The sequence below is a fragment of the Streptomyces sp. HNM0645 genome, assembly GCF_030056615.1.
GTDB lineage: Bacteria > Actinomycetota > Actinomycetes > Streptomycetales > Streptomycetaceae > Streptomyces > Streptomyces marianii.
This window is the reverse complement of sequence record NZ_JASHLT010000001.1, coordinates 241830-263420: the sequence shown is the minus strand read 5'-3', so window position 1 is coordinate 263420 and position 21591 is coordinate 241830. Positions and strand designations below refer to the sequence as shown.

The following is a 21591-nucleotide window of genomic DNA, read 5'->3' as shown; positions in this document are numbered from 1 at the left end:
CCTGCCTGTTTCACTTGCCGCGGTGTCCGGATCTTGATCCGAAACGCGAAAGTGCCCTCTGAGCTGGGAAGATGAGGCTTGTCGAAGGTCTCTGTCATCCCAGCAGGAAGGCACTTTCTGCGTGCACACTACCGCCTCGCGCCCCAAGCTCGTCGTCTCGGCCGACGGCCACGGTGTGGTCAGCCATGCCGGGTCCCGTCTGCTGGCCGATCTCGCTGACGCCACCGGCCTGACCGCCGCGTTCACCGACGCGCTACGCCACCTGCGGCCACGCGGCACCGGACACAACCCGGGCAGGATCGCGGTGGACGTGGCGGTGATGCTCGCCGACGGCGGCGAAGCCATCGCCGACCTGGCCCTACTGCGCGACCAGGCCGAGGTCTTCGGCCCGGTGGCCTCTACCCCGACCGCCTGGCGCCTGCTGGCCGGCATCGACCACACGGCACTGGCAGCACTGCACACGGCCCGGGCTGCAGCGCGCGAGGTCGCCTGGATGCAGGCCGCTGAGACGGACAGCGGCATACCCGCGGCCCAGGCCGGCGGGCGGGCCCTGCCCGGTCTGGTCATTGACATGGACGCCACCCTGGTCACCTGCCACTCCGAGAAAGAGCAGGCCGCAGCCACCTACAAGCGGGGCTTCGGATACCACCCGCTGTTGTGCTTCCTGGACAACACCGGCGAAGCCCTGGCCGGACTGCTGCGGCCAGGCAACGCAGGCGCCAACACCGCCGCCGACCACATCACCGTCCTCGATGCGGCGCTCGCCCAGATCCCCGACGACCGCCGCCACGGCACCCCCATCCTCGTCCGCACCGACAGCGCCGGAGGAGCCAAAGCCTTCCTGGCTCACCTGCGGGCCCTGCGCGCCCGAGGCGTCCACACATCCTTCTCGGTCGGACATCCCGTCACCGAGCCGGTCCGCCGCGCGATCCGCGCTCTGCCTGATGAGGTCTGGCACCCCGCGCTGGAGCAGGACGGCACCCTGCGCGTCGGTGCCGAGGTCGCCGAGCTGACCGGCATGGTCGACCTGGACGGCTACCCCGACGGCACGCGGATCATCGTCCGCCGCGAACGCCCCCACCCCGGCGCCCAACTGTCCCTGTTCGACCTCGACGAGGGCATGCGCCACCAGGTCTTCCTCACCGACACCCCCTACGGCGAAGGCTCGCTGCAGCACCTGGAGGTCCGCCACCGCGCGCACGCCCGCGTCGAGGACCGCATCCGCTGCGGCAAGACCACCGGCTTCGGCCGCTTCCCCTCCCGACACTTCACCCTCAACCAAGCGTGGCTGGAGCTGTCCCTGACCGCCACCGACCTGCTCGCCTGGACCCAGACCCTGCTGCTGGAAGGAGAGTTGGCCACCGCCGAGCCGAAGAAACTGCGCTACCGGCTGCTGCACGCAGCCGCCCGCATCACTCGCGGCGGCCGCCGCCTTCGCCTGCGGATCGCCGCGACCTGGCCCTGGCGGCACCAACTCATCAACGCCTTCGCCCGCCTCACCGCACTACCGCGACCGGCCACCTGACCTGCGGCGCTGTCCCTGCCCGCCCACCACCGAGGAACCCGTTGGAGACCCCGACCCGAGCGTCGGGCCCAAGCCATGCCCACTCAACGACCAGGGGCCGACCGCACCAATCCTCCGCCATCACCCCAGCTCAACCACTCGAAGCGAAACGGGGAGGCTAGGCCGTGCAGATAACTGCGGCCGGCCATGCGCACATCCACCGGGTCGTACAGCCCTTGGGCCGCATCACCGATCACCGCGGTGCGGGCACCCAGACCACGGGCGACGGGTATGGCGACCTTCTCCAGGAAGGGAAGATCAACTGTGAAACCGAGGAAGAGCGCTTCGTGCAGCGCCTGCTGATCGCTGCGTTCGCTCCAATCCCTCAGCAGCGTGACGGGAGATGCGAACCGGGTGTGCTGTGCCGCGCTCATGGGTTTGTCTCCAGGATTCGCCGTCCCTCCGCGGTGACGGTGTGGCAATTGTCGCGGACGGCGAAAAGCCCCAGCTGCGCCGCCAAAGAGCCCAGTTGGGGGATGCGGGTGCCGATGTCGGAGTCTCCTTCGTCACCGGTCTTGAAATAGCGCTCGTTGCGAAGGTGCAGACGGGAGAAGATCTTCAGCCCGCCGGTCGCGGGGTCGGTGCGCAGCTTCGCGAGGGCGACTCTGCGGGACTGGGCGAGCATGTCGTCCACCAGCCGCGCGGCCAGGTCGCGGACCGGCCGGTCGGCGTAGTCGTCGATGAGGCCGTCGACCCACGTCGGGTCGAGGAACTCGGCCCAGCGCCGCTGACGGCCCAGGAAGACGGCCCGTACGTCGTCCGGCAGATGACCCTCCCGGGAGCGCAGCGCACCCACCATCAGGAGCAGCACATTGGTCATCGGGGCATCGGCACCCTGCGTCAGGAGTTGCCGTTCGGCCGGCAACAACTGACCTGCCGCGTCCTTGAGCGGAGGCAGGTCGTCCAGGACCCGCCGTACATTCGCGTCCGGGGCCTGTTGCGCCAGCCAGTCGCGCAGTTCCTCGGCCGTCCGGTCGGCCTCGCCGACCTTGGAGCCCACATCGGCCACCAGCGCCGCCCACAGCCGACGCCAGGCGCCGACGGAGTAATGGCGCAGCAGCACTCCCCGCCAACCGGCCGTCTCGGGAATCGCCGCCAGAACGGGATCCGTTGTCGCCTCGCCACCGAAGGCCACCGCGGAGCGCAGCGTCTCCTGATACCCGTCGCCCTCATGACCGTGGAGATCGATAGCCCGGCCGAGGATACGGAGGGTCGCACGCCGAGTGCGGTCGGACGCCTCCCAGTCCCCGTGCGCGTCGGTACCTCCGCCACGGGTTGCGGTCAGGACGTCCGTCAGCCATTCCCGCTCGGCCGGACACGGGACACCAAGAGCCGCCTGCCCCGCTGTCTCCAGGTCGGCGAAGGACACGACGTCCCGCTCCGCGAGAGACAGCAGAGGGGCGAACAGCTCCTTGACCGCGGGCGGGCACGGATGCCGGCCGGGTCTGAGCACTCCGTCCCGGACGTCCACCGTGCCGAGCACCGTGGCGGGTCCGCCATACTGGTCCCAAAAGCCCCAGCGGCGGGGTGAGTACGACTGGCTCAGCTGCTCCTCGTCGGCGGCTCGCGCGAGTTCCAGTTCCTCTGTGCAGAAACGCCGCACTCGATCGACCCCGTGGGCAAGCCATGCCGGATCTGTCTCCGTGTGGTGCTGGAGCGCCGCGAGGAGGACCTCGCTGCGGCGGACTGCCCGGCGGCACGCGGTGATGTCCCACGCGTTCCGTTCCGCGTGCGCCGCGATCGCCGCGTACAGCGAGTGGTAGCGGATGTAGCGGGTTACGGTGGACACTCCGGGAACCAACCGGTCCACTGCCCGCATCACCGGGCCCTCCACCGCCAGGGGATAGCGCCCGGACCGCACGCCCAATCCCTCGAGTGCCCATGCCGGCCCACGGACATCCGCTGTCACTTGCCACCCCTTGTCGGCTGCCGGAGCGTTGCATCGGCAGGAGCTACCTGACCGTGCCTCAGAATAGATGCTGATTTCGGACGAGAGGCCAGCACCGTCGACTGGATTCGGGAAGTTGGCTGGACGCGCCCGATCACGCCTCAAGGCCGTCCGCTACTTGGCTATCGTCAACGTCCGAGTTGAGTTCGGTGCTGACGCAGGCGATCGATTCACGAACCCCATGGGTCAATGCCGACAGACAGCGCATCACCGGGCTCCGCTATGACGTCTACATTCAGGGCGGTTGCAACTTCCCGGATCCCAGATGCCCTGCGGGAGCGCTGTGGTGAGGGCGACTCTGAGGTTGCTACACGGCCGCCGGACGTCCGCGATCTTTCGCAGCGTGCGATTCCCGCTTGCCCCATGGGTCTTCTCGGCCCGCACCACGCGCCACCGGTCCCGGCCAGCATTGCAGGTGAGGGGCGCCGTCCCTCCGTTGTGATCCGTCAGTTCACCGGGAGACAGAGCCCGTAGCTGCATACACGAGGTTCATGCCGCTCCTATCGGGCGTCAGCCGTAGGCTGTTGCTGGAGAACAAGGGGGAGATGATGACTGGCGATCGCAAGGCACTCGTTCCGGTGTGGACGCTGGCGACCGGTGATGTCCGGGTGCCGGCATTGGCCGGAGACGAGCCTATGACGGCTGCGCGCCTGGCTGAACTGCGTGGTGTGCTGGCCGCTCTGGCCGACGCGCCGATCGCCACACTTGAGGTGTATCCGCTGCCCGACAAGCTCGACCGCAGCCGAGGTATCCCGCTCGATGCCGCGAGTCCCCTGGCGCAGCACCTGTCGCAGTTCATCACGCAATCGACGCGAAGTTCCCTTACGGCGGCCAGGGCGACCGCTGCCGGCGAAAACCTGTATCGCATGGTGGTTCCGGCGAAGGTCGCCGCCCAGTTCGGTCAGGGCGTCGTTCGCCCGATGGCGTCGAAGGCGGCGGCCGGTGGCATCCACAGCGCACTTATGAACTCGACGGGCATCGCCGCCAATGCGACGTTCGTGCCAGTCGGTAAAGCGGCGGCAGCAGGGGCGGTCGGCGGAGCCGGTGCGACAGCCGGCGTTGCGGCCGCCGGCAGCGCGGCGCTCACCGTGGCCGCGCCGCTCGTGCTCATGGCCGTTGCGGTGGGCGTGAGCGCGCATGCCGACTACAAGCGCCAGCAGGCTATCGAACACATCACAGAACTGCTGGAGCAGCTGCATGAACAGAAGCTCGAAGATGAGCACAGCGCACTCGACGGCTGCCGCGATGCCATCGACAAAGCCACCGCCATTCTGCTCGACCAGGGCAAGCTCGGAGTCTCCCTGGGATTGGACTCGGCAGTGCACGCCATCAACACGGCGCTGGGCGCCGCTGACCGCCGCCTTGCCCGGTGGCAGAGCGCACTCGACAAGCTACCTGAGGGCAAGTCCGTCGAGATCAGCACGCTGGCCAAGTCGTTCCCCGGCGTCGACGAGCATGGCGGCATGTTCCGCGCCCATCTCGAACTCGCTGCCCTGGCAATTGCGCTGAAGCGGCGGGTTGTTGTCCTGCAGGCTGTCGAGCATGCCCAGGACAACCCCGACAACTTGTTCGAGAACTTCACCCGCGAGCTCAAGCGCGACCAGCAGCGCCTCGACGAACTAGAGTCGAGCATTGCCGGTGTCCTGGAACGCTTGTCGGCGCTGGAGCTGGCAGGTCCGCAAGGTCTGCGGCCCGTCTTCACGGCCGGTGAAGTCGATCGCCTGATGGGAGCGGCAAACCGGATTCGCAAGCTGGGCGACGGCGTCATGGTCAACAGCCGCACGACAGACGTGGCGATTGAGATTGCCCGCAACAAGGACGGCTCGGTGGTCGTGTTCCCTGCGCTGTCCGCGTAGGCGTAGGCGCGCTCGCACTCACGTGGTGCGGGGTTGCCCGAAACCTCGAACGCGATGGTGGCCCTACGGTCACGCGGTCGACGTAACTGAGGGTGATGCCGGCCTTTTGCGACCGGCCTAACTTGACCCAAGGTGAATCGGGCATGGGACGCTCCAGCTCATGCTGCCTGTGCGAGCTGTGAGACGCAGAGAGTGCTTGCATGGAAGCTGCGCGGACGAGCCATCCCAGGGGCGCAGCGCATCCCATCAAAATAATTGCGTGTGCATGTTCTCGGGGGATGATCTCGCGACTCGCGGGAACCTCAACATCAATCAGCCCTGTTGCGGCTGGTCAAAGGATCTCGTGAACTTCCCACTTGTCGTAGCGATACGGATGCGAGGGCCTCGACCATGCGGTCGCGGTCCTCGTTGTGCTGTCGTAGCTGATGGTGGACGCCAGGGCTGCGTAGAGGGGACTTCCTGCTCGGCGCCGACTGCGTGAACGCGTTGTGCGATATCTCCGAGGCCGTCCGTGATCTGCCGGATGCGCCGGGCGTCGAGAGGCTGCTCCTTCCGAGGTAATCTTCATGGACTTCAACGCACCCGCCCGCACCAATCCGGCCTTCAGCGACCTGTCCCACCAGGCCGCCGAAAACACGAGAGGGCTGGTGCGCCGCGTACTCACCCGACTCGATGCATCAGGCGCTCTGCACCCCAGCCGCAACATCGACATCGAGACCGAGCGGCTGACGGCTCTCCTGGACGGACTCAGCCTCAGCGCGGTCCTGCACCCCAACATCCTGCACCCGCAGACGTGTGTCGATGTACTGCTCAGGCATCTGGGCGATCTGTGAGGCTCCGAGCTCGGCGTGCTTAATCCGGTGCACTCTGCCGACCTGTCGCACGTGGTCATGTCGAGTGGCGCGAAGTGGTCATCAAGCTCTGGCAGGCCAGTTGAGGTTGCCCACGCCACGAGGACGGAGGGACGTACGACGAGCTGACCGCGTTCGAAGCAGGTGCCGACAAGGACGAGGGCAGCGAGGTGGGGTATATCGGGTGATTCCGCACCATGACGGCACGGGTCAGAGGCCGGACACGGTGCCCTTGCGGGCGATCCGGACGGCGATGCGCTTGCCGCGTAACCATTTCCGCGGTTCAGCTATGTCGTGGGCCTTGTCGGCGTGCAGTTTGCGGGGCTTGTGGTGCCGGCCGCGGTGGGGGTCGTGTCACGATTGGAGACCGGCCACCATCGGCTCCGGCCCGAGGCTGTCCTGCATGTCGGCTGCGGAGACGCCGACGACCAGGCGGCCTCGGCCTCGGTGGCCTCGTCCTGGTCCCGGGCCAGGACGAGGTCACTCCACTTCGCCGGCGAAGTCGGCGTCCACGTCCGTGCCGCGGTGAACGGCGCAGTGCGCAGGACGGCGGTGTTCGCGGGGTCGGCGATGACCGCGGCCGGGGTACGGGCCGATGTGGCGGCCTGGACCGCGATACCGGCATGCACACGGGCCATCGCCGCTTCCCCCACCCTCCTCGGCGACCGTGCCGGGTGACGCGGCTGTGAAAGCCGGTCCAACGACGTGTGCGAGATGAAGGCACTTCGGTACGGCCGACGGGTGAACGACGCAGGGCACCACACGGGATTCCGGTGCCCGTTGAACCCGGCCGGGGCGGGGAGTGGCCCGTCTCAGGCCGGCTTGCGCCACACGGAGATGTGCTTCGTGGAGTCCGGGGTGAACGGCGCCCCCTCCCAGTCCGCGACGCGCCGGTTGCCGCGTCGGTAGCGGCCGTCGTCACCGTCGCGGGTGAGGTGGTGCGAGACGAGGATCTGCTCGACCATGTCGAAGGTGTCGAAGCCGAGATGCCGCTCGGAGACGTCGAACGGCACCGCGAACTGGCCGGGCGGCAGGAGCCGCAGCGGCGGCACGTTCAGCTCGATGACGAATCGGCCGCCGGGCCCCAGATGACGTGCGGCATTGCGGAAGCACTCGACCTGCTCGTCCTGGGTGAGCAGGTTGGAGATGGTGTTGTACACGAGATGGACCAGGGTGAACTCGCCGCCGACGACGGTCGTGGCCATGTCCCCGATCACGACCGGGAGCGAGTCCTCGTCGATCTTGCGCCGCAGGACCGCCGCCATGTGCTCAGACAGTTCGATGCCCACCACCGGCACGCCGCGTTCCCGGAGCGGGACGCCCACTCGTCCGGTTCCGACGACGAACTCCAGTGCCCGGCCGTCTCCGGCGAGCTCGGCGAGGAAGGCGAGTGTCGGTCCGAGAACGACGGCCGAGGACATCTCGGCCTCCTCGGCGTCGTGGCGGTCGGCCGTCGCGCGGGTCCACAGCTCACTGCTCGTCACGGCCGCCACTCTGCCGGGCACGGAGGGGCACCGTCTGCATTTTCCTTCCACCGGCTCCGCTCCCCTCACCCGTGTCGGGATGGCGGGCGGCGTGCGACTTCAGCGACTCCGGCTCCAACCAAGAGATCCTTGGCGTGCTGCGGCCGCCCCCGCCTCGATTGACGCATGACAGAAGGCCCCCTGCTGAGAGCCGAACACAGAGACGCTCGCCGAAGTCCGCCCCTGAGACCTGGTTGATAGATCACGTCCATGGACTTCCTCGGCCCGGACGGCCAGGCTGCTGTGCCTTCCGGACGACACCGACCGAGTCGAGTACCCGGTCGTGGACGTCGCGATCCAGACCCGCAACGGCAGACCCGACCACTCCGGAGACAGCACCATCAGCCTCCGCGGACTGACACCACCGGGCACTCCGCCCATGCCGAGCGCCTGCTCGAGGGCGCGGGTCGTCTGCCCACTGCATCCGTTCTGCGTCTGCATCGGGAAATGTGTGCAGTCTGATATCGACGAATCAGACCTGGTGGTGAGGACGACCCATGGTGCAAGCCCCTTCGTTGAGGCGCTCCGCGGGCCCGGTGGCCGCGTGGCGCTCGGTGATGCTGGTCCTCGCGCTGGGGCAGGTGGTCAGTTCCGTCCTCAGCAGGCTCTACGGCGGTGAGTTCACGACAGCCGACCGTCCAGGCGAGCCGCCCATCGTTCCGGTCGGCTGGGCATTCTCGATCTGGACGCTGGTGGAACTGCTCTGCATCGCCTACGCGCTGTGGGCACTGCCCGAGCGTCGCCCGGATCCCGAGATTCGGAATCGCTTGGCCGTCCCGCTCTCGGTGGTCTTCGCCGGATTCAGCTGCTGGCTTGTAGCGGCGGAGGTCGCACCGCTATGGGGAACGGTCGCGGTGTTCGCCGTCATGATCTACGGTCTCGCACGGGCCATGTCCCTGGCACTGGAGCACCGTTTCGCCATTGCCACCTGGCGACCTGTGCCCAGAGGGCTCTTGTGGTGGATGCTCGGTATTTACGCTGGGTGGTCGACCATCGCGGTCTGGGTGAACCTCACCACCGCCGTGGCCGGTTCCGGTGCCCCTGTCAGCGGCGAAGCGGGCGTCGCGGGGCAGTTGGCGGTGCTGGCCGGCGCTACGGCGACCGCCGTGGTCATCGTGCGCTGGACTCGAGGTCTGCTCCCCTACGCCCTCGCCGCGGGATGGGGTCTGCTGACCGCCATGCTGGGAGCTGCGAGCGCCGGGCAGCCCGTCCTTGCCGGCGCCGCAGGCGTCGGACTCGCCCTCGTGACCGGGGTCACCGCCGTCACCCGACGAGAGCGAGCAGCATGCGCATCGGAGTCTGAGCCATGAGGCCGGGGGAAGCCGGTGCATGTCACCGGAGGTGCACGCCTCGGCATACGAGCCGAACGTCCAGCAGCGTGGAGACGGGGTCCACTCCCCCGGACCGGAGACTCTCGCGGAGCTGACCTTGCACGGCTTCCATGGAGACGGTCGCTGCCGTCGACGCGCCGCCGGAGAACCGGGCCTGTGTCGCAGCGGCTGCACTCCGCCCGCCGACCGGAGCGGGCGCCGACCGATGCAGCCCGGGAGGGCTCCGAGATGCCGGGACGGACGCCGGTCCGCTTGGGTGACTGCGCCGTGAGCCCCGGGCCCCGGTGCACCGGCCGGTTCGCCAGAACCCTCCCAGCAGACGTTGCCGACTGGCATGTGGGACTCACCCACCCGCAGGGCATCGACGCGCGCCCATGGGACACGGCTCCCCCGACTCCCCGTCGCGGGGATGCTCAGTCGAGACAGAACTCGTTGCCCTCGATGTCCTGCATCACCATGCACGACTCGTTGTCGTCATCGGCAAGCAGCAGCCGCACGCGCACCGCGCCGAGCGCGACCAGTCGCGCGCACTCGGCCTCAAGCGCGGCCAGGCGCTCTTCCCCCACCAGCCCGGTGCCGACCCGCACGTCGAGATGCAGCCGGTTCTTGACGGCCTTGCCCTCCGGAACGCGCTGGAAGAACAGTCGCGGGCCCACACCTGAGGGATCGCTGCAGGCGAACCAGGAACCCTGCTTCCCAGGCGGCAGCGAACGGTCGAAATCGTCCCACGTGGCAAACCCCTCCGGTGGCGGCGGGACGACGTACCCCAACACCTCGCACCAAAAGCGAGCGACGCGCTCAGGTTCCTCGCAGTCGAAGGTGACTTGGAACTGCTTCACCGATGCCATCGGAGCACCGTAGCAGGCCCCTGCCGCCCATCTCCCGGGTGTGGATCGGCAGGTCGACGGGAGGAGGGTCCGCGCGAGCCACTGCCGCCCGGAAGCCAGCCGGGCAGCCGCGTTTGTGCACCTCGCACCGGCGGTGGGGAAGCAGACGACCATGGCGAGAACGCCGGACAGACTACCAGCGGGCGCCGGACGCGCCGTGATCGGCACCGAGGCCCTCGCCCCGGCACCCGGTGCGCCGGCCCGCGCCGAACGGTGGCGTCGGCAACGGCCGTACCGGACTGTCGAGCCCCGGCCCGAACCACCCGGAATCCCCGGCCCTCGCAATCGGCGCGACCGCACGGGTCGGCCGCAGTCGATCGCGCGGCGGATGTGCCGACGAGGGCTGCCCCGGACCGGCCGGACAGCCGTGGAGCGGGATCGGAACCATCCGGTCGCACTCCCCTGCGCCGGGAGCCGTCCCGACTGTCAGTGCCAGATGATTGACTCTGCGTGTGGGTAGAACAGTCGACGACGACGCCTGATTCTCGGGGTACAGAGGGGGCAACGCATGACCACGGGGGATCCTCGGAACCGCATTCCGGCCTATCCCGGTGTCGATCGTTTCGTCGACGCCTTCGACAAGCTCGTGGTGCAGCCGCGACGCAGCCGCAGCAGAGTTCCGGTCGTACTGCTCCACGAGCCGGGCGGCGGTGAGGCGGGGCGCCGGATCGTCGCGGGGCTCCGCTCACGGATGCGCGGCCGCAGCGAGGTCCTCGCCCCGCACGCGCACATCCCGCAGATACCGGACGGGGCCGACCCGCCACCGCTCCACCTCTTCGAGCTGATCACGAACCAGCTCCGGGAGACCATGCCGCCGGGCACCGGTGAACTGCACCTGCACAGCTACCGATTACTGCGTTCCGTCGTCACCGCCCCCGCGCTCGACGGGCTCATGGAGCGCCGCCACACCGAACTGCGCAACCACTGCTACGCGCAGCATCGCCAATGGTCGCCCCTGGCCCAGGCGCTGTGGTGGCTCGGCGGTCGTGACCAGGCCAACGGCGGCACGCTCCTGGAGCTGCTGTGGAACTTCGTGGCGGGCCCGCTCTTCCAGCGGCTGCCGCGCGCGCTCTACGGGCGGCGGGCGAACCGGCGCATGCTCGGGAAGGCGCGCAGCCCTCGCTGGTACGCACGCTGGGTGCGCCAGCAGCAGGGCAGTCCACCCACCGACTTCTTCCGCTCCGCCCTCGACCTCGTCCAGGGCGAGTTGGTCAACGAGCCCGAGCGCATGGACCGGGTGCTCATGCAGGCCGTGCTCTCCGATCTCGACCGTGCCTGCCGGACCCGTCTCCTCGACCCGTGGCGCCGCCGCCGCACCAGCCGCTTCGTGCTGCTCTTCGACGAGGCGGGGCCCGAGGACTCGCGCGTCCAGCGATTCCTGCGCGAGTTGCGCTCCGCCGTGGACGACCTGCGCTGCACCTCGGTGTTCGCGGTGGCGGGCGGCGTACGTTCGCTGGCCGCGCGCATCCCCGACATCCACGCCACGGGTCTCGCCCAGGCGGGCGCCGAGCTGATCAACATCGAGCGCCGCGGAATGCTGCCGGACCAGCCGACCGGCATCGTCGTACCGGTCGCCGAGGGCCCCGAGGACGATCAGGCCGCGGTGTACTGGCTCGGCCGCTGGCCGACGTTGGTGACGCCGTCGCCGCGCTGGGGTCCCGGTGCCGAGGTGGCCGGGGCGCTGGGCGCGGCGACGCTCGCCCTCGCGGTCGCCGGCGCCCTCGTCCTCGTACCGGGCACCTGGAACCGCGCGAAGGACGACCCCTGCCAGGGCTCCACCTTCCTCGGCACCGACGGGCACTGCGTCGGGGTCGGCGAAGGCTCCGCGGGCTTCGGCAAGGGCCCCAGCGAGCAGGCCGTGCGTGCCGTACTGGAGCAGATCGAGCGGCAGAACGAGGAGGTCGACAGGGAACTCGCCGGCCGGCCCGCCGGCGACCCGCGCCCCGGACGCCGCACCGTCGTCTACTTCGGCCCGCTCACGGGAGGCAAGGACGCCGAGGACCCGGTCCGCGGGGGCACGTTCGCCGAACTGCGGGGCATCGCGGTGGCACAGCGGCACATCAACGCGCAGGCCCTGCGCTCCGGCGAGCGGGTCCCGCTGCGGGTCCTCGCCGCCAACGCCGGGGACCGTTTCAAGGACGCGCCCGCCGTCGCGGAGCGGATCGTGGAACTCGCGGCGAGCGACCCGACCATCGCGGGTGTCGTCGGTTTCGGCCAGAGCCGCCGCAAGACGTACGAGGCGATGCGCATCCTCGACGAGGCAGGCATCCCGATGGTCGGCACCTCGGGCACGGCAGACGAACTCCTGCAGCAGGGCACGCACTACTACCAGACGGCGGCGACCGACGCGCGGGCGGCCGAGCTGATGGCCGCGTTCGCCTCCGGCGCCGGGATCACCGCGGGCGGCCGGCCGGTGCGCCGCGTGAGCCTGGTCGCCGACACGACCGACGCGTACAGCAACAGCCTCGCCGCCTCCTTCCGTGCCTCCTACGGGCCGGCGCGCACGGACGTCCTCCTCTACACGCCCACCGACGCGCCGGAACCGGAACCGATACCCGGCGCCCTCGGCGGGCGGCCGGTCCCGACCGTGGAGGACCTTGCCCGTGAGGTCTGCCGTGCGGTGAGCGCGGAACCGCGGACGGCGGTGGTGTGGTCGGCACGGGCCAGCCAGTTCCAGCTGTTCCTGGCCGAGATCTCCCGCATGTCCGGCGACTGCCCGAAGCTCAGCGTGCTCGCGGGAGACGACGTCACCAACGCGCTCATCGAGGACCAGCGTCCCTGGGACCACTTCAAGGGCCTGTCCCTGTTCTACGTCTCGCACGGATTCGCGCCCACGCTGGCGGCGAGGAGCCCGGAGGCGGCGGCCTTCCTCGCCGCGTACGACCGCGCGTACGGTGGTGACCGCAGTGCCAGGAGCAAGGCGATGCGTGAGGACGGCCATGTCGCCCTCGCCTGGGACGCGGTGCGCTACCTCGCCGAAGGCATCGACCAGGCCTGGCGCACCACCGGTGGACACGACGGCCGTCTGGACCGTGGACTCGTGCAGGGCGTGCTCTACCAGGGTCTGGGGGGAGGCGGCTTCGACGGCGCCACGGGCCGCATCGACGCGCACGGTGCGGCGAGCGGGGGACGGCTGACGGAGAACAAGCTCCTCGCGGTACTGCGGGGCACTGACAGCGGGCCCGTGACGGAGCTGCTGTGCGGCGTGGTGACTCGCGGCGACGAACGCACCACGTGGGGCCCGGAGAAGGGGAGGAAACTTCCCTGCCCTTGAGAACTCGACGCGAGGTCTCGCTGTCCGTTGGGGGGCCTTGGCGCTGTTGCCGCATCCGCCGGGTCGACCGCGGGCCCGCCGGGTCGGAGCGGACCCGCAGCCGGTCAGGTGGGGATGCGGTGGAGCGGTCCCGGCGTCAGCAGTCCTTCTCGCGCAGTGAGTGCAGATGTGCACTGGACTTGCGGGCGAAGGTGAGGGAGTCGACGGGGTTGTCGTGCTCGGCCTGCCAGTGGTGGTCGAGCCGGCCGCCCCGGGTGCGGGTCACGGCCGAGATGAAGCGCTGGTAGTCGATGTCTCCGTCCCCCACGTCCACCATGCGGTAGCCGTCACGGGCGGAGATGTCGCGTTCGCCGTCCTTGACGTGGAAGAGGGGGTAGCGGTCGGGCTGTTCGAGGACGTAGCGCAGGGGGTCGAAGGGGGCGGGCGTGCCGTCGGTGCGCCGGGAGAAGCGGAACTGTCCGGCGTAGGCCCAGTAGATGTCCATTTCGAGGTACACGAGGTCGGGGTCGGTCTCGGCGAGGAGGACGTCGTAGAGGCGTACGTGTGGCTTGTCCGTGGCGAAGGAGAATTCCTCGGCGTGGTTGTGCTGGTAGAACTTCATGCCGCGGGCCTTGGCGGCGGCGCCGTACTGGTTGAACTCCTCGGCGCAGCGTTTCCAGCCGTCGACGGTGGCGCCGTAGCGCCAGGGGCCGGATGCGGTACCGATGTGTCCCAGGCCGAGGGCCTGGGCGTCGTCGAGTACCTTCTCCAGGTTCTGGGCGAAGGTGTAGGCGCCGGGGTCGTCGTCGTTGTGGTAGCCGACGTGGCTGCCGATGGCGCGCAGTCCGTGGTCGCGGGTGAGGCGGCGGAGCTGCTGGAGGGTGATGGGGCCGGCGGACCCCTGGGTGTAGCCGGCGTACTCGACCTCGTCGTAGCCGTATCTCTCGAGTTCGGCGAAGACGGCGGCGAAGCCGAGGGTGGAGACCTGGTCGCGGAGCGAGTAGAGCTGGATGCCGAGCCGGCCCGGGGGCAGAACGGGGCGGCCGTGGCCCTTGCCATGAGCGGTGGCGGTGGGGGCGGTGGCACCGAGGAGGGCGGCTGCGGTGGCGCCGGCGGCGACACCGAGCATGCCGCGTCTGCTGAGCTTGTGGGCGAGCTCGGGATCGGTGTGCTTGCTGGGGCGGCTCACGGTGGATGACTCCTCGCTGTCAGTGGGGTGTGGTTGAGTGAAGTCCTGCGAGCGAGAGCAGCAGGGATTTCACGTCGGTGGCCGCGACGCGGCCGGTCAGGACGCGGGGGGTGGAGCACAGGATGAGCGGACCGTTGTCGGTGTCGTCGCTCGTGGGGAGGCGGCCGTGGCTCCCGCGAATAGGCGTGGGGTCCAGGGGGACGACGGCCATGCGGTAACGCATGCCGAGCTTCTTGCGGGCGAGGGCTGTGACGGCTTTGGCGCGGACGTAGGGGTCGTGGGGATCCATGAACAGTTCGACGGGGTCGTAGCCGGGTTTGCGGTGGATCTCGACGAGCTGGGCGAAGTCGGGGGCGTGTGCGTCGTCGAGCCAGTAGTAGTAGGTGAACCAGGAGTCGGGTTCGGCGACGGCGACGAGTTCTCCTGAGCGCGGGTGGTCCAGGCCGTGGGTCTTCTTGCCCTCGTCGTCGAGGAGTGCGGCGATGCCGCCCAGGCCGTGGAGGGCTTCGCGGGTGGCATCGAGGTCTTCGGGACGGCGTACGTAGACGTGGGCGATCTGGTGGTCGGCCACGGCGAACGCGCGGGAGGCCGTGGGGTCGAGGTACTCCATGCCGTCCTGGGTGTGGACTTCGAGGAGTCCGGCGCGGCGCAGTTCGCGGTTGATGTCGACGGGCCGGGTGACGCGGGTGATGCCGTATTCGGAGAGGGCGACGACGGTGCGGCCTTCGGAGTGTGCGTCTTCGAGGAGGGGTGCCATTTCGGCGTCGAGGTCGGTGGCGGCCCGGTGGGAGCGGGGGTCGTCGGGGCCGTAGCGCTGGAGGTCGTAGTCGAGGTGGGGGAGGTAGCAGAGGGGGAGGTCGGGGGTGCGGGTGCGGAGGACGTGGCGGGTGGCGCCGATGATCCAGCGGCTGGAGATGATGTCGGCGCCGGGTCCCCAGAAGTGGAAGAGGGGGAAGGTGCCGAGGAGGTCGGTGAGTTCGTCGTGGAGGCCGGGCGGCCGGGTGTAGCAGTCGGGTTCCTTGCGGCCGTCGGCGTAGTAGACGGGGCGGGGGGTGACGGTGATGTCGGTGTCGGCGCCCATGGCGTACCACCAGCAGATGTTGGCGACGGTGTAGCCGGGGTGGGCCCGGCGGGCGGCGTCCCAGAGTTTGTCGCCCGCGACGAGGCCGTTGTGCTGGCGCCAGAGGAGTACGTCGCCGAGTTCGCGGAAGTACCAGCCGTTGCCGACGATTCCGTGTTCGGCGGGGAGGGTTCCGGTGAGGAAGGTGGACTGGGCGGTGCAGGTGACGGCGGGCAGGACAGTGCCGAGGGGGGCGTGGGAACCGGTGGTGGCGAGGCGTTTGAGGTGGGGCATGTGGTCGAGGAGGCGTGGGGTGAGGCCGACGACGTCGAGGACGAGGAGCGGGGTGGGGCGGGTGGTGTTGTCGGGAGTGGTGTCGCTCATGGGAGTTCCTTGAGGCCGAGGTCGGTGAGCAGGTCGCGGGCGAGGGTGAGTTCGGCGGCGATGCCGTCGGCGAGCTGGGCGCGGCTGCGGGGCCTCAGTGCGTCGGGAAGGGCCTGCCAGGTGTAGGTCTCGACCTCGAGGTGGCGGGTGAGCGGGGTGGGGCCGCCGACGAGCCGGGCCAGGGCGTCGCGGAGTACGGGCAGGGTGGAGGTGAGCGGCGGGGCGGGCGGTGCGTGGAGGGGGACGTGGAAGTGGGCCCGCCAGGGTGCGGAGTCGGGGAGGGCGTTGGCGGCGAGGGCTTCCGGGAGGTCGTCGGTGCCGCGGAGTCCCGCGGCGGACGGCCTCTCGCCTGCTCGAAGAGCTCGGGGAAGAGTGCGGGTCTGGTGGAGGAAGCGGGGTTCGGCGAACGCGGCGAGCGCCTCGCGTACCTCGGGGAGGTGGGGGTGCTCGGCGTGGAGGGCGGCGGAGAGCTGGGTCTTGGGGATGGTGATGCCGGCGGTGGTGAGGGCGTCGAGGGCGGGGCCGGGTTGTTCGAAGGAGGTGGCGAGGTGGCAGGTGTCGAGGCAGATGCCGATGCGGGGGTGGGCGATGTCGGTGAGGGGGCCGATGGCGTCGGCGGTGGTTTCGACGATGCAGCCGGGTTCGGGTTCGAGGGCGATGCGAATGGACTTGCCGGTGAGTTCCTCGAGGGCGTCGAGGCGTTCGGCGAGGGTGGTGAGTGCGGTGTGTGCCGTGGTGGCGGTGTGGTCGTCCCAGCGGGTGCGCCAGGCGAGAGGGAGGGTGGAGACGGATCCTTCGGTGATGTCGTCGGGGAGGAGTGCGGCGAGGAGGCGGGCGAGGTCGGTGGTATGGGTGAGGCGTTCGGTTTCGGCCCAGTCGGGCCGATAGACACGGTGCTTGACCTCGTCGGCGCCGAAGCCTTCGTACGGGAAGCCGTTGAGGGTGACGACCTCCAGGCCGCGCCGGTCGAGTTCGGCACGAAGGCCGCGCAGCGCTGCGGGGTCGGCGGTGAGGGCGCGGGCCGCGTCGTGGGCAAGCCACAGTCCGATGCCGAGCCGGTCGCGTCCGAGGCGTCTGCGGACGGGTTCGCAGTGGTCGCGGAGCTGGGCAAGGACGCCGTCGAGGGTTTCGGCGGGGTGGACGTTGGTGCAGTAGGAGAGGTGGACGGTGGTGCCGTCGGGGTGGCGGAAGCGCATGCGGGCCGCCTCCTCATTCCCCGCCGCGGAGGATGGAGTTGCCCTCGTGCAGGGCCTGGGGCGGGGGCACGTCGAGCTGGAGCCGGCCGCTCTGGCCGTAGAAGGCGACGGGGTTGTGCCAGAACACCCGGTCGACGTCGTCTTCGGTGAATCCGGCGGCGAGCATCGCGTCGGCGGTCTTCCGGGTCGTGAGGGGGTCGCTTCTGCCCCAGTCGGCGGCGGAGTTGACGAGGACGCGTTCGGTGCCGTGGTCCCTGAGGACGGCGACCATGCGGTCCTCGTCCATCTTGGTGTCGGGGTAGATGGAGAAGCCGAGCCAGCAGCCGCTGTCGGCGGCGGCCGTGACGGTGGTCTCGTTGAGGTGGTCGAGCAGGACCCGCTCGGGGCCGAGGGCGGATTCGCGGACGGCGTCGATGGTGCGGTGCAAGCCTGCGAGTTTGTCGCGGTGGGGGGTGTGGACGAGGGCGGGCAGTCCGTGGTCGGCGGCGAGCTGGAGCTGGACCGCGAGGGCACTGTCCTCCTCGGGGGTCATGGAGTCGTAGCCGATCTCGCCGACGGCGACGACGTTGTCCTTTTCGAGGTAGCGGGGCAGTGCGTCGAGGACCGGGCGGCAGCGGGGGTCGTTGGCCTCCTTGGGGTTGAGGGCGATGGTGCAGTGGTGGGCGATGCCGTACTGGGCGGCGCGGAAGGGTTCCCAGCCGAGGAGGGAGTCGAAGTAGTCGAAGAAGGAGGCGGGTGAGGTGCGGGGCTGGCCGAGCCAGAAGGAGGGTTCGACGAGGGCGCGGACACCGGCGTCGTACATGGCCCGGTAGTCCTCCGTGGTGCGGGAGGTCATGTGGATGTGCGGGTCGAAGATGCGCATCAGGACTCCTCCGTGGGGGACGTCAGGGCGAGGACGCGGTGGAGGTCGGCGGGGACGGGCCGGCCGGCGGCGGTTCGTTCGGCCGCGTAGTCGGTGAGCATTCGGGCGAGTTCGGCGTCGCCGCGGGCCCGGTGCGCGAGTCCGTCGGCGGTGTCGACGGGCACCCCGGTGAAGAGGCACTTGAGGAGGGCGTGGCGCCAGGAGTGCGGGGGAAGGTGGCGGGACGCGTAGGGGCCGACGGCGGCGCCGACGAGGCGGGTGTCGTTGGTGCGCAGTGCGTCCTCGACGAGGGGGATGCCGTCGGCGGGGTCGGGGGCGAGGGGGGGGAGGGCGAGAAGGACCGCGCGGCGTTCGGCGGCGGTGCCCTGTTGGTAGAGGCGGGTGAGGGTGGTGGCGTCGGCGCGGGCCGCGTGGAGGAGGTGGGTGCGGACCGAGTCGGCGTGTTCGCTTCCGCAGCGGCGTCCGGCGGAGGCGAAGCGGGTCTCCCATGCGGGGACGGCGTGGGTGGTCGGGTCCTGGGGTGCGGCCGCGGAGCGGGCGGCTTCGGCGAGGGCTTCGTGGAGCCAGCCCCGGGCGGCGCCGTCGAGACGGGTGTGGAGTTCCTCGAGGGTCAAGGTCGCCATGCCGGTGCTCCGTTGGTGGGGATGCGAGGGCGGAGGAACTCGATGGACTGGCGGGCGAGTTCAGGTCCCGCGTGTGAGTGACGGGGCAGTTCGACCACAGCCAGTCCCCGGTATCCGGTGGCGGCCAGGGCGTCGAGGACGGGCGGGAAGTCGATCTCGCCGTCACCGAAGGGGAGGTGCTCGTGGACGCCGCGGCGCATGTCCTCGATCTGCACGTGCCTCAGCCAGGGTGCGGCCTGTGCGACGCAGTCGGCGGGCGGGGCGGGTTCCAGGCACTGGCAGTGGCCGATGTCGAGGGTGAGGCCGAGGGGTTCGGGGTCGCCGAGGCGGGCGCGGAGGTGGTGGAAGTCGGCCAGGGTGGCGAGGAGGTGGCCGGGTTCGGGTTCGATCGCGAGGGGGACGCGGGCGCTGGCGGCGGCCTCCAGTACCGGAGTGAGGGCGGTCGCCAGGCGTCGCCACGCGGTGTCGAGCGAGGTGCCCCTGGGTGTGGTGCCGCTGAAGCAGTGGACGGCGTGGGCGCCGAGGTCGGCGGCGACCTGCACGGCCCGCAGGAGGAGACCGACGCGGGCGGTGCGGGCGCCGGGGTCCGGGTCGAGGAGGGACGGTCCGTGTTTGCGGCGCGGGTCGAGTACGTAGCGGGCGCCGGTCTCGACGGTGACCTCGAGCCCGAGATCGGCGAGGCGGCGGGCGAGGCGGCGGGTGCGTGGGCCGATGTCGGGGGCGAGGGGGTCGAGGTGCATGTGGTCGAGGGTGAGACCGACGCCGTCGTACCCGAGGTCGGCGAGGAGGGCGAGGGCGTCGTCGAGGCGCAGGTCGGTGAGGCCGTTGGTTCCGTAGCCGAGGCGCAGGCTCATGTGGGGCTCACCTTCCGGGCGAGTCGGCGGGCGAGGGGGGCGAGACCGAGGAGGGCGAGTCCGGTGGCGGGTGCTCCGGCGCGGGCGGTCAGTGCGGCCTGCAGCGGGATCATGGCGCGGATGCCAGCGCCGACGGCGCGCTGGGTGAGGGGCGGGGACGGGTTGAGGGCGGCGTGGAGGAGGGGGGCGAGGGTGGTGCGGGCGTAGACGAGGCCGGTGAGTGCGACGGGTAGCCGCACTGTGGGGGGCCGGTCACGGGCGGCGGCCGTGTGCGGCGTGTGTCGGACGGTGGTGGCCGTGATGGTGAGGGCGGTCGCGAGTGCGGCGAGGGGCGAGGTGGTGGAGCCTCCCCGGGTCTCGTGGCGGGACACGGTGGTGACGGCGTACGTGTGGGCCGCGAGGAGTCCGGCGTACGGGAGTGCGGCGCGCAGGGCGTGGGTGCTGCCGGGGCGGCTGGCCACCGCGCCGAGGAGGAGGTCCAGGGCGCGGGCGGAGGCCATGGCGGCGGGGCCGGCGGTCGTGTGCTTGAGACGCAGGTCGTAGGCCCAGACCGTGGCGGCGAGGGTGGTGGCGACGGTGAACGGGGCACGGCCCGCGCGGGCGGCGAGCGCGAGTCCTGCGGCGGTCAGTGCGCCTGCGGCGGTGAGGGCGGCGGCGGGGGTGACACGGCCGGAAGGGATGGGCCGGTGGGGGCGGTCGACGGCGTCCTCGTCCCGGTCGCTCCAGTCGTTGAGGGCCATGCCCGCTTCGTAGAGGCAGAGGGAGGTGGCGATGGCGAGCAGGGTGCGGCGGCCGGGGCGCGCGCCGGTGGCCGCGGCACCGGCGAGGGCGTCTCCGGGGACGGTGAACAGGGCGGACACGCGCAGCAGTTCGGCCCAGGCGACTAGCCGCCCGGGAGGCCCGGTGGGCGGACCGCCGGTGTGCGGGCGGTCAGCGGGCGTCGAGCCGGTATGCGGACCGCCGGTGGCTCCCGGTGTCGGGTGGACGGCCGGGGAGCGGTGAGGCGTCATCGGGTGGTCCGGAGGCGGTCGGCGAAGGCGAGGAGGGTCGCGTACTGGTCGGCGAGTGCCGAGGGGGCGGTGGGGTCGGGGTCCTTGAAGTAGAAGGCGAGTTGCGGGAGGGGGCCGGACAGTCCGGCTTCGTGGGCGCGGGCGGCGAGGCGGGCCAGGTCGAGGACGAGCGGGGCGGCGAGTGCGGAGTCGCAGCCCTGCCAGGTGGTCTGGAGGACCATGCGGGTGCCGAGGAAGCCGTCGAAGGCGACGTGGTCCCAGGCGGTCTTCCAGTCGCCGAGGGCGGGGACGTCGTCGATGTGGACCTCGCCCTCGGGGATGGCGCCGAGGGTGTCGGTGAGGACGCGTTCCTTGCCCGCGTTCTTCGCGGCGGCGGCCGCGGGATCGGCGAGGGCGGCTCCGTCGCCGCCACCGAGCAGGTTGGTGCCGGACCATGCCCGCACGGTCAGGGCCCGCTGGACGAACATGGGGGCGAGCACGGAGCGCAGGAGCGTCTGGCCGGTCTTGCCGTCGCGGCCGGCGTGAGGGAGTCCGGCGGCGCGGGCTGCGTCCTCGAGGGCCGAGGTGCGCAGCCCCGTGGAGGGGGTGAAGTTGACGTAGGGGCTTCCGGTCTCGATGGCTGCGGCGGCGTAGAGGGAGCTGGCGGGCAGGCCGGCGGAGCCGGGTGCGGGAGCCGGTTCGGTGGAGGCGACGTTGACGACGACCGTGCGGGCGAGGTCGTGGCGCCGGACGAAGGCGGTGATGTCGGCGGCGAAGGCGGTGATGAGTTCGGCGTCGGTGCGGGTGTCGCCGGGGAGGGGGCCGCCGGTGCGGATCTCCTCGTCGGCGGCGGTGAGTTCGGCCCGCAGGGCGATGGGCAGTCCGTGCGGCAGGACACCGCCGCCGGCGAGGTGCTCGGCGCGTTTGGGCAGCGGGCAGGCAGTGGTGTCGTGGCCGCCGAAGACGAGGGATGACAACGATGGCAGACCGGCCGCGGCGAACGGCGGCGTTTCCGTCACCATGCCGGTGGCCGGGTGGAGTCCGGCGGTCACGGCCGCGCATCCGGTGATCGCTGTGGTGGCGACGGAGCCGCGGGCTCCGATCAGCCAGACCCCGGTGCGGCGTTGGTCGGTGTTCGTCACGGGCTGCCTCCCTGCGTGCTGTGGTGGGGCGGCGGGCGGGGGTACGGCGTCTCCCCTCCCGCCGCCGGCTTGTGGGTCC

General features: G+C 70.7%; 18 protein-coding genes and 1 pseudogene. 6 read left to right on the top strand and 13 right to left on the bottom strand.

Annotated features, from left to right (window positions below):
• Nucleotides 1–121 precede the first annotated feature (121 nt).
• Nucleotides 122–1525, top strand: coding sequence for an IS1380 family transposase (locus QMZ92_RS01150; protein WP_283295306.1), 1404 nt, complete (start codon nucleotides 122–124; stop codon nucleotides 1523–1525).
• A gap of 83 nt (nucleotides 1526–1608) precedes the next feature.
• On the opposite strand, the gene QMZ92_RS01145 is transcribed toward QMZ92_RS01150, so the two are convergent.
• Both QMZ92_RS01145 and QMZ92_RS01140 read right to left on the bottom strand, forming a co-directional pair.
• The gene (locus QMZ92_RS01145) at nucleotides 1609–1938 is read right to left on the bottom strand and encodes a hypothetical protein (protein WP_283295305.1); all 330 of its coding nucleotides are present in this window, start codon (nucleotides 1936–1938) and stop codon (nucleotides 1609–1611) included.
• The gene (locus QMZ92_RS01140) at nucleotides 1935–3353 is read right to left on the bottom strand and encodes a hypothetical protein (protein WP_283295304.1); all 1419 of its coding nucleotides are present in this window, start codon (nucleotides 3351–3353) and stop codon (nucleotides 1935–1937) included. The genes QMZ92_RS01145 and QMZ92_RS01140 overlap by 4 nt, the downstream gene beginning before the upstream one ends.
• 707 nt (nucleotides 3354–4060) lie before the next feature.
• Between QMZ92_RS01140 and QMZ92_RS01135 the strand changes: the two genes are divergently transcribed.
• Entirely contained in the window at nucleotides 4061–5368 is a 1308-nt protein-coding gene (locus QMZ92_RS01135) for a hypothetical protein (RefSeq protein WP_283295322.1), read from the top strand.
• A 566-nt stretch (nucleotides 5369–5934) separates the two neighbouring features.
• Nucleotides 5935–6201 (top strand): TetR family transcriptional regulator C-terminal domain-containing protein, encoded by a 267-nt coding sequence (locus tag QMZ92_RS01130; RefSeq protein WP_283295303.1) that lies wholly within the window; start codon nucleotides 5935–5937, stop codon nucleotides 6199–6201.
• A 237-nt stretch (nucleotides 6202–6438) separates the two neighbouring features.
• Here the strand turns inward: QMZ92_RS01130 and QMZ92_RS01125 are convergent.
• Nucleotides 6439–6651: pseudogene (locus QMZ92_RS01125) on the bottom strand (IS5/IS1182 family transposase); the annotation flags it as partial.
• Here QMZ92_RS01125 and QMZ92_RS01120 point away from each other — a divergent pair.
• Complete coding sequence (locus tag QMZ92_RS01120) at nucleotides 6571–6897, top strand: hypothetical protein (RefSeq protein WP_283295323.1); 327 nt, start codon at nucleotides 6571–6573, stop codon at nucleotides 6895–6897. The pseudogene QMZ92_RS01125 and the gene QMZ92_RS01120 sit on opposite strands and share 81 nt — an antisense overlap.
• Before the next feature lie 134 nt (nucleotides 6898–7031).
• Here the strand turns inward: QMZ92_RS01120 and QMZ92_RS01115 are convergent, their stop codons facing one another.
• Nucleotides 7032–7703, bottom strand: a complete 672-nt coding sequence (locus tag QMZ92_RS01115) for a class I SAM-dependent DNA methyltransferase (RefSeq protein WP_283295302.1) — start codon at nucleotides 7701–7703, stop codon at nucleotides 7032–7034.
• A gap of 536 nt (nucleotides 7704–8239) precedes the next feature.
• On the opposite strand from QMZ92_RS01115, the gene QMZ92_RS01110 reads away from it, so the two are divergent.
• Nucleotides 8240–9052, top strand: coding sequence for a TspO-related membrane protein (locus QMZ92_RS01110; protein ID WP_283295301.1), 813 nt, complete (start codon nucleotides 8240–8242; stop codon nucleotides 9050–9052).
• Between the two features lie 434 nt (nucleotides 9053–9486).
• Here QMZ92_RS01110 and QMZ92_RS01105 read toward each other — a convergent pair whose 3' ends face one another.
• Entirely contained in the window at nucleotides 9487–9921 is a 435-nt protein-coding gene (locus QMZ92_RS01105; RefSeq protein ID WP_283295300.1) for a VOC family protein, read from the bottom strand.
• A 547-nt stretch (nucleotides 9922–10468) separates the two neighbouring features.
• Here QMZ92_RS01105 and QMZ92_RS01100 point away from each other — a divergent pair.
• Nucleotides 10469–13234, top strand: a complete 2766-nt coding sequence (locus QMZ92_RS01100) for a type 1 periplasmic-binding domain-containing protein (RefSeq protein WP_283295299.1) — start codon at nucleotides 10469–10471, stop codon at nucleotides 13232–13234.
• Between the two features lie 136 nt (nucleotides 13235–13370).
• Here the strand turns inward: QMZ92_RS01100 and QMZ92_RS01095 are convergent, their stop codons facing one another.
• From QMZ92_RS01095 to QMZ92_RS01060, 8 genes are all read right to left on the bottom strand, one after another.
• On the bottom strand, nucleotides 13371–14342 hold the full coding sequence (locus tag QMZ92_RS01095; RefSeq protein WP_502961961.1) for a sugar phosphate isomerase/epimerase family protein: 972 nt from the start codon (nucleotides 14340–14342) through the stop codon (nucleotides 13371–13373).
• A gap of 79 nt (nucleotides 14343–14421) precedes the next feature.
• Nucleotides 14422–15846, bottom strand: a complete 1425-nt coding sequence (locus QMZ92_RS01090; RefSeq protein ID WP_283295297.1) for an alkaline phosphatase family protein — start codon at nucleotides 15844–15846, stop codon at nucleotides 14422–14424.
• Nucleotides 15843–17042, bottom strand: coding sequence for a metabolite traffic protein EboE (gene eboE, locus QMZ92_RS01085; protein ID WP_283295296.1), 1200 nt, complete (start codon nucleotides 17040–17042; stop codon nucleotides 15843–15845). The genes QMZ92_RS01090 and eboE overlap by 4 nt, the downstream gene beginning before the upstream one ends.
• Nucleotides 17043–17055: 13 nt before the next feature.
• Entirely contained in the window at nucleotides 17056–17904 is an 849-nt protein-coding gene (locus QMZ92_RS01080; RefSeq protein WP_283295295.1) for a TatD family hydrolase, read from the bottom strand.
• On the bottom strand, nucleotides 17904–18527 hold the full coding sequence (locus tag QMZ92_RS01075) for an EboA domain-containing protein (RefSeq protein WP_283295294.1): 624 nt from the start codon (nucleotides 18525–18527) through the stop codon (nucleotides 17904–17906). Before QMZ92_RS01075 ends, QMZ92_RS01080 begins: the two co-directional genes overlap by 1 nt.
• Nucleotides 18515–19381, bottom strand: coding sequence for a sugar phosphate isomerase/epimerase family protein (locus QMZ92_RS01070; RefSeq protein WP_283295293.1), 867 nt, complete (start codon nucleotides 19379–19381; stop codon nucleotides 18515–18517). Before QMZ92_RS01070 ends, QMZ92_RS01075 begins: the two co-directional genes overlap by 13 nt.
• Nucleotides 19378–20391, bottom strand: coding sequence for an SCO3242 family prenyltransferase (locus QMZ92_RS01065; RefSeq protein WP_283295292.1), 1014 nt, complete (start codon nucleotides 20389–20391; stop codon nucleotides 19378–19380). The genes QMZ92_RS01070 and QMZ92_RS01065 overlap by 4 nt, the downstream gene beginning before the upstream one ends.
• Nucleotides 20388–21512, bottom strand: coding sequence for an inositol-3-phosphate synthase (locus tag QMZ92_RS01060; RefSeq protein WP_283295291.1), 1125 nt, complete (start codon nucleotides 21510–21512; stop codon nucleotides 20388–20390). The genes QMZ92_RS01065 and QMZ92_RS01060 overlap by 4 nt, the downstream gene beginning before the upstream one ends.
• Nucleotides 21513–21591 lie beyond the last annotated feature (79 nt).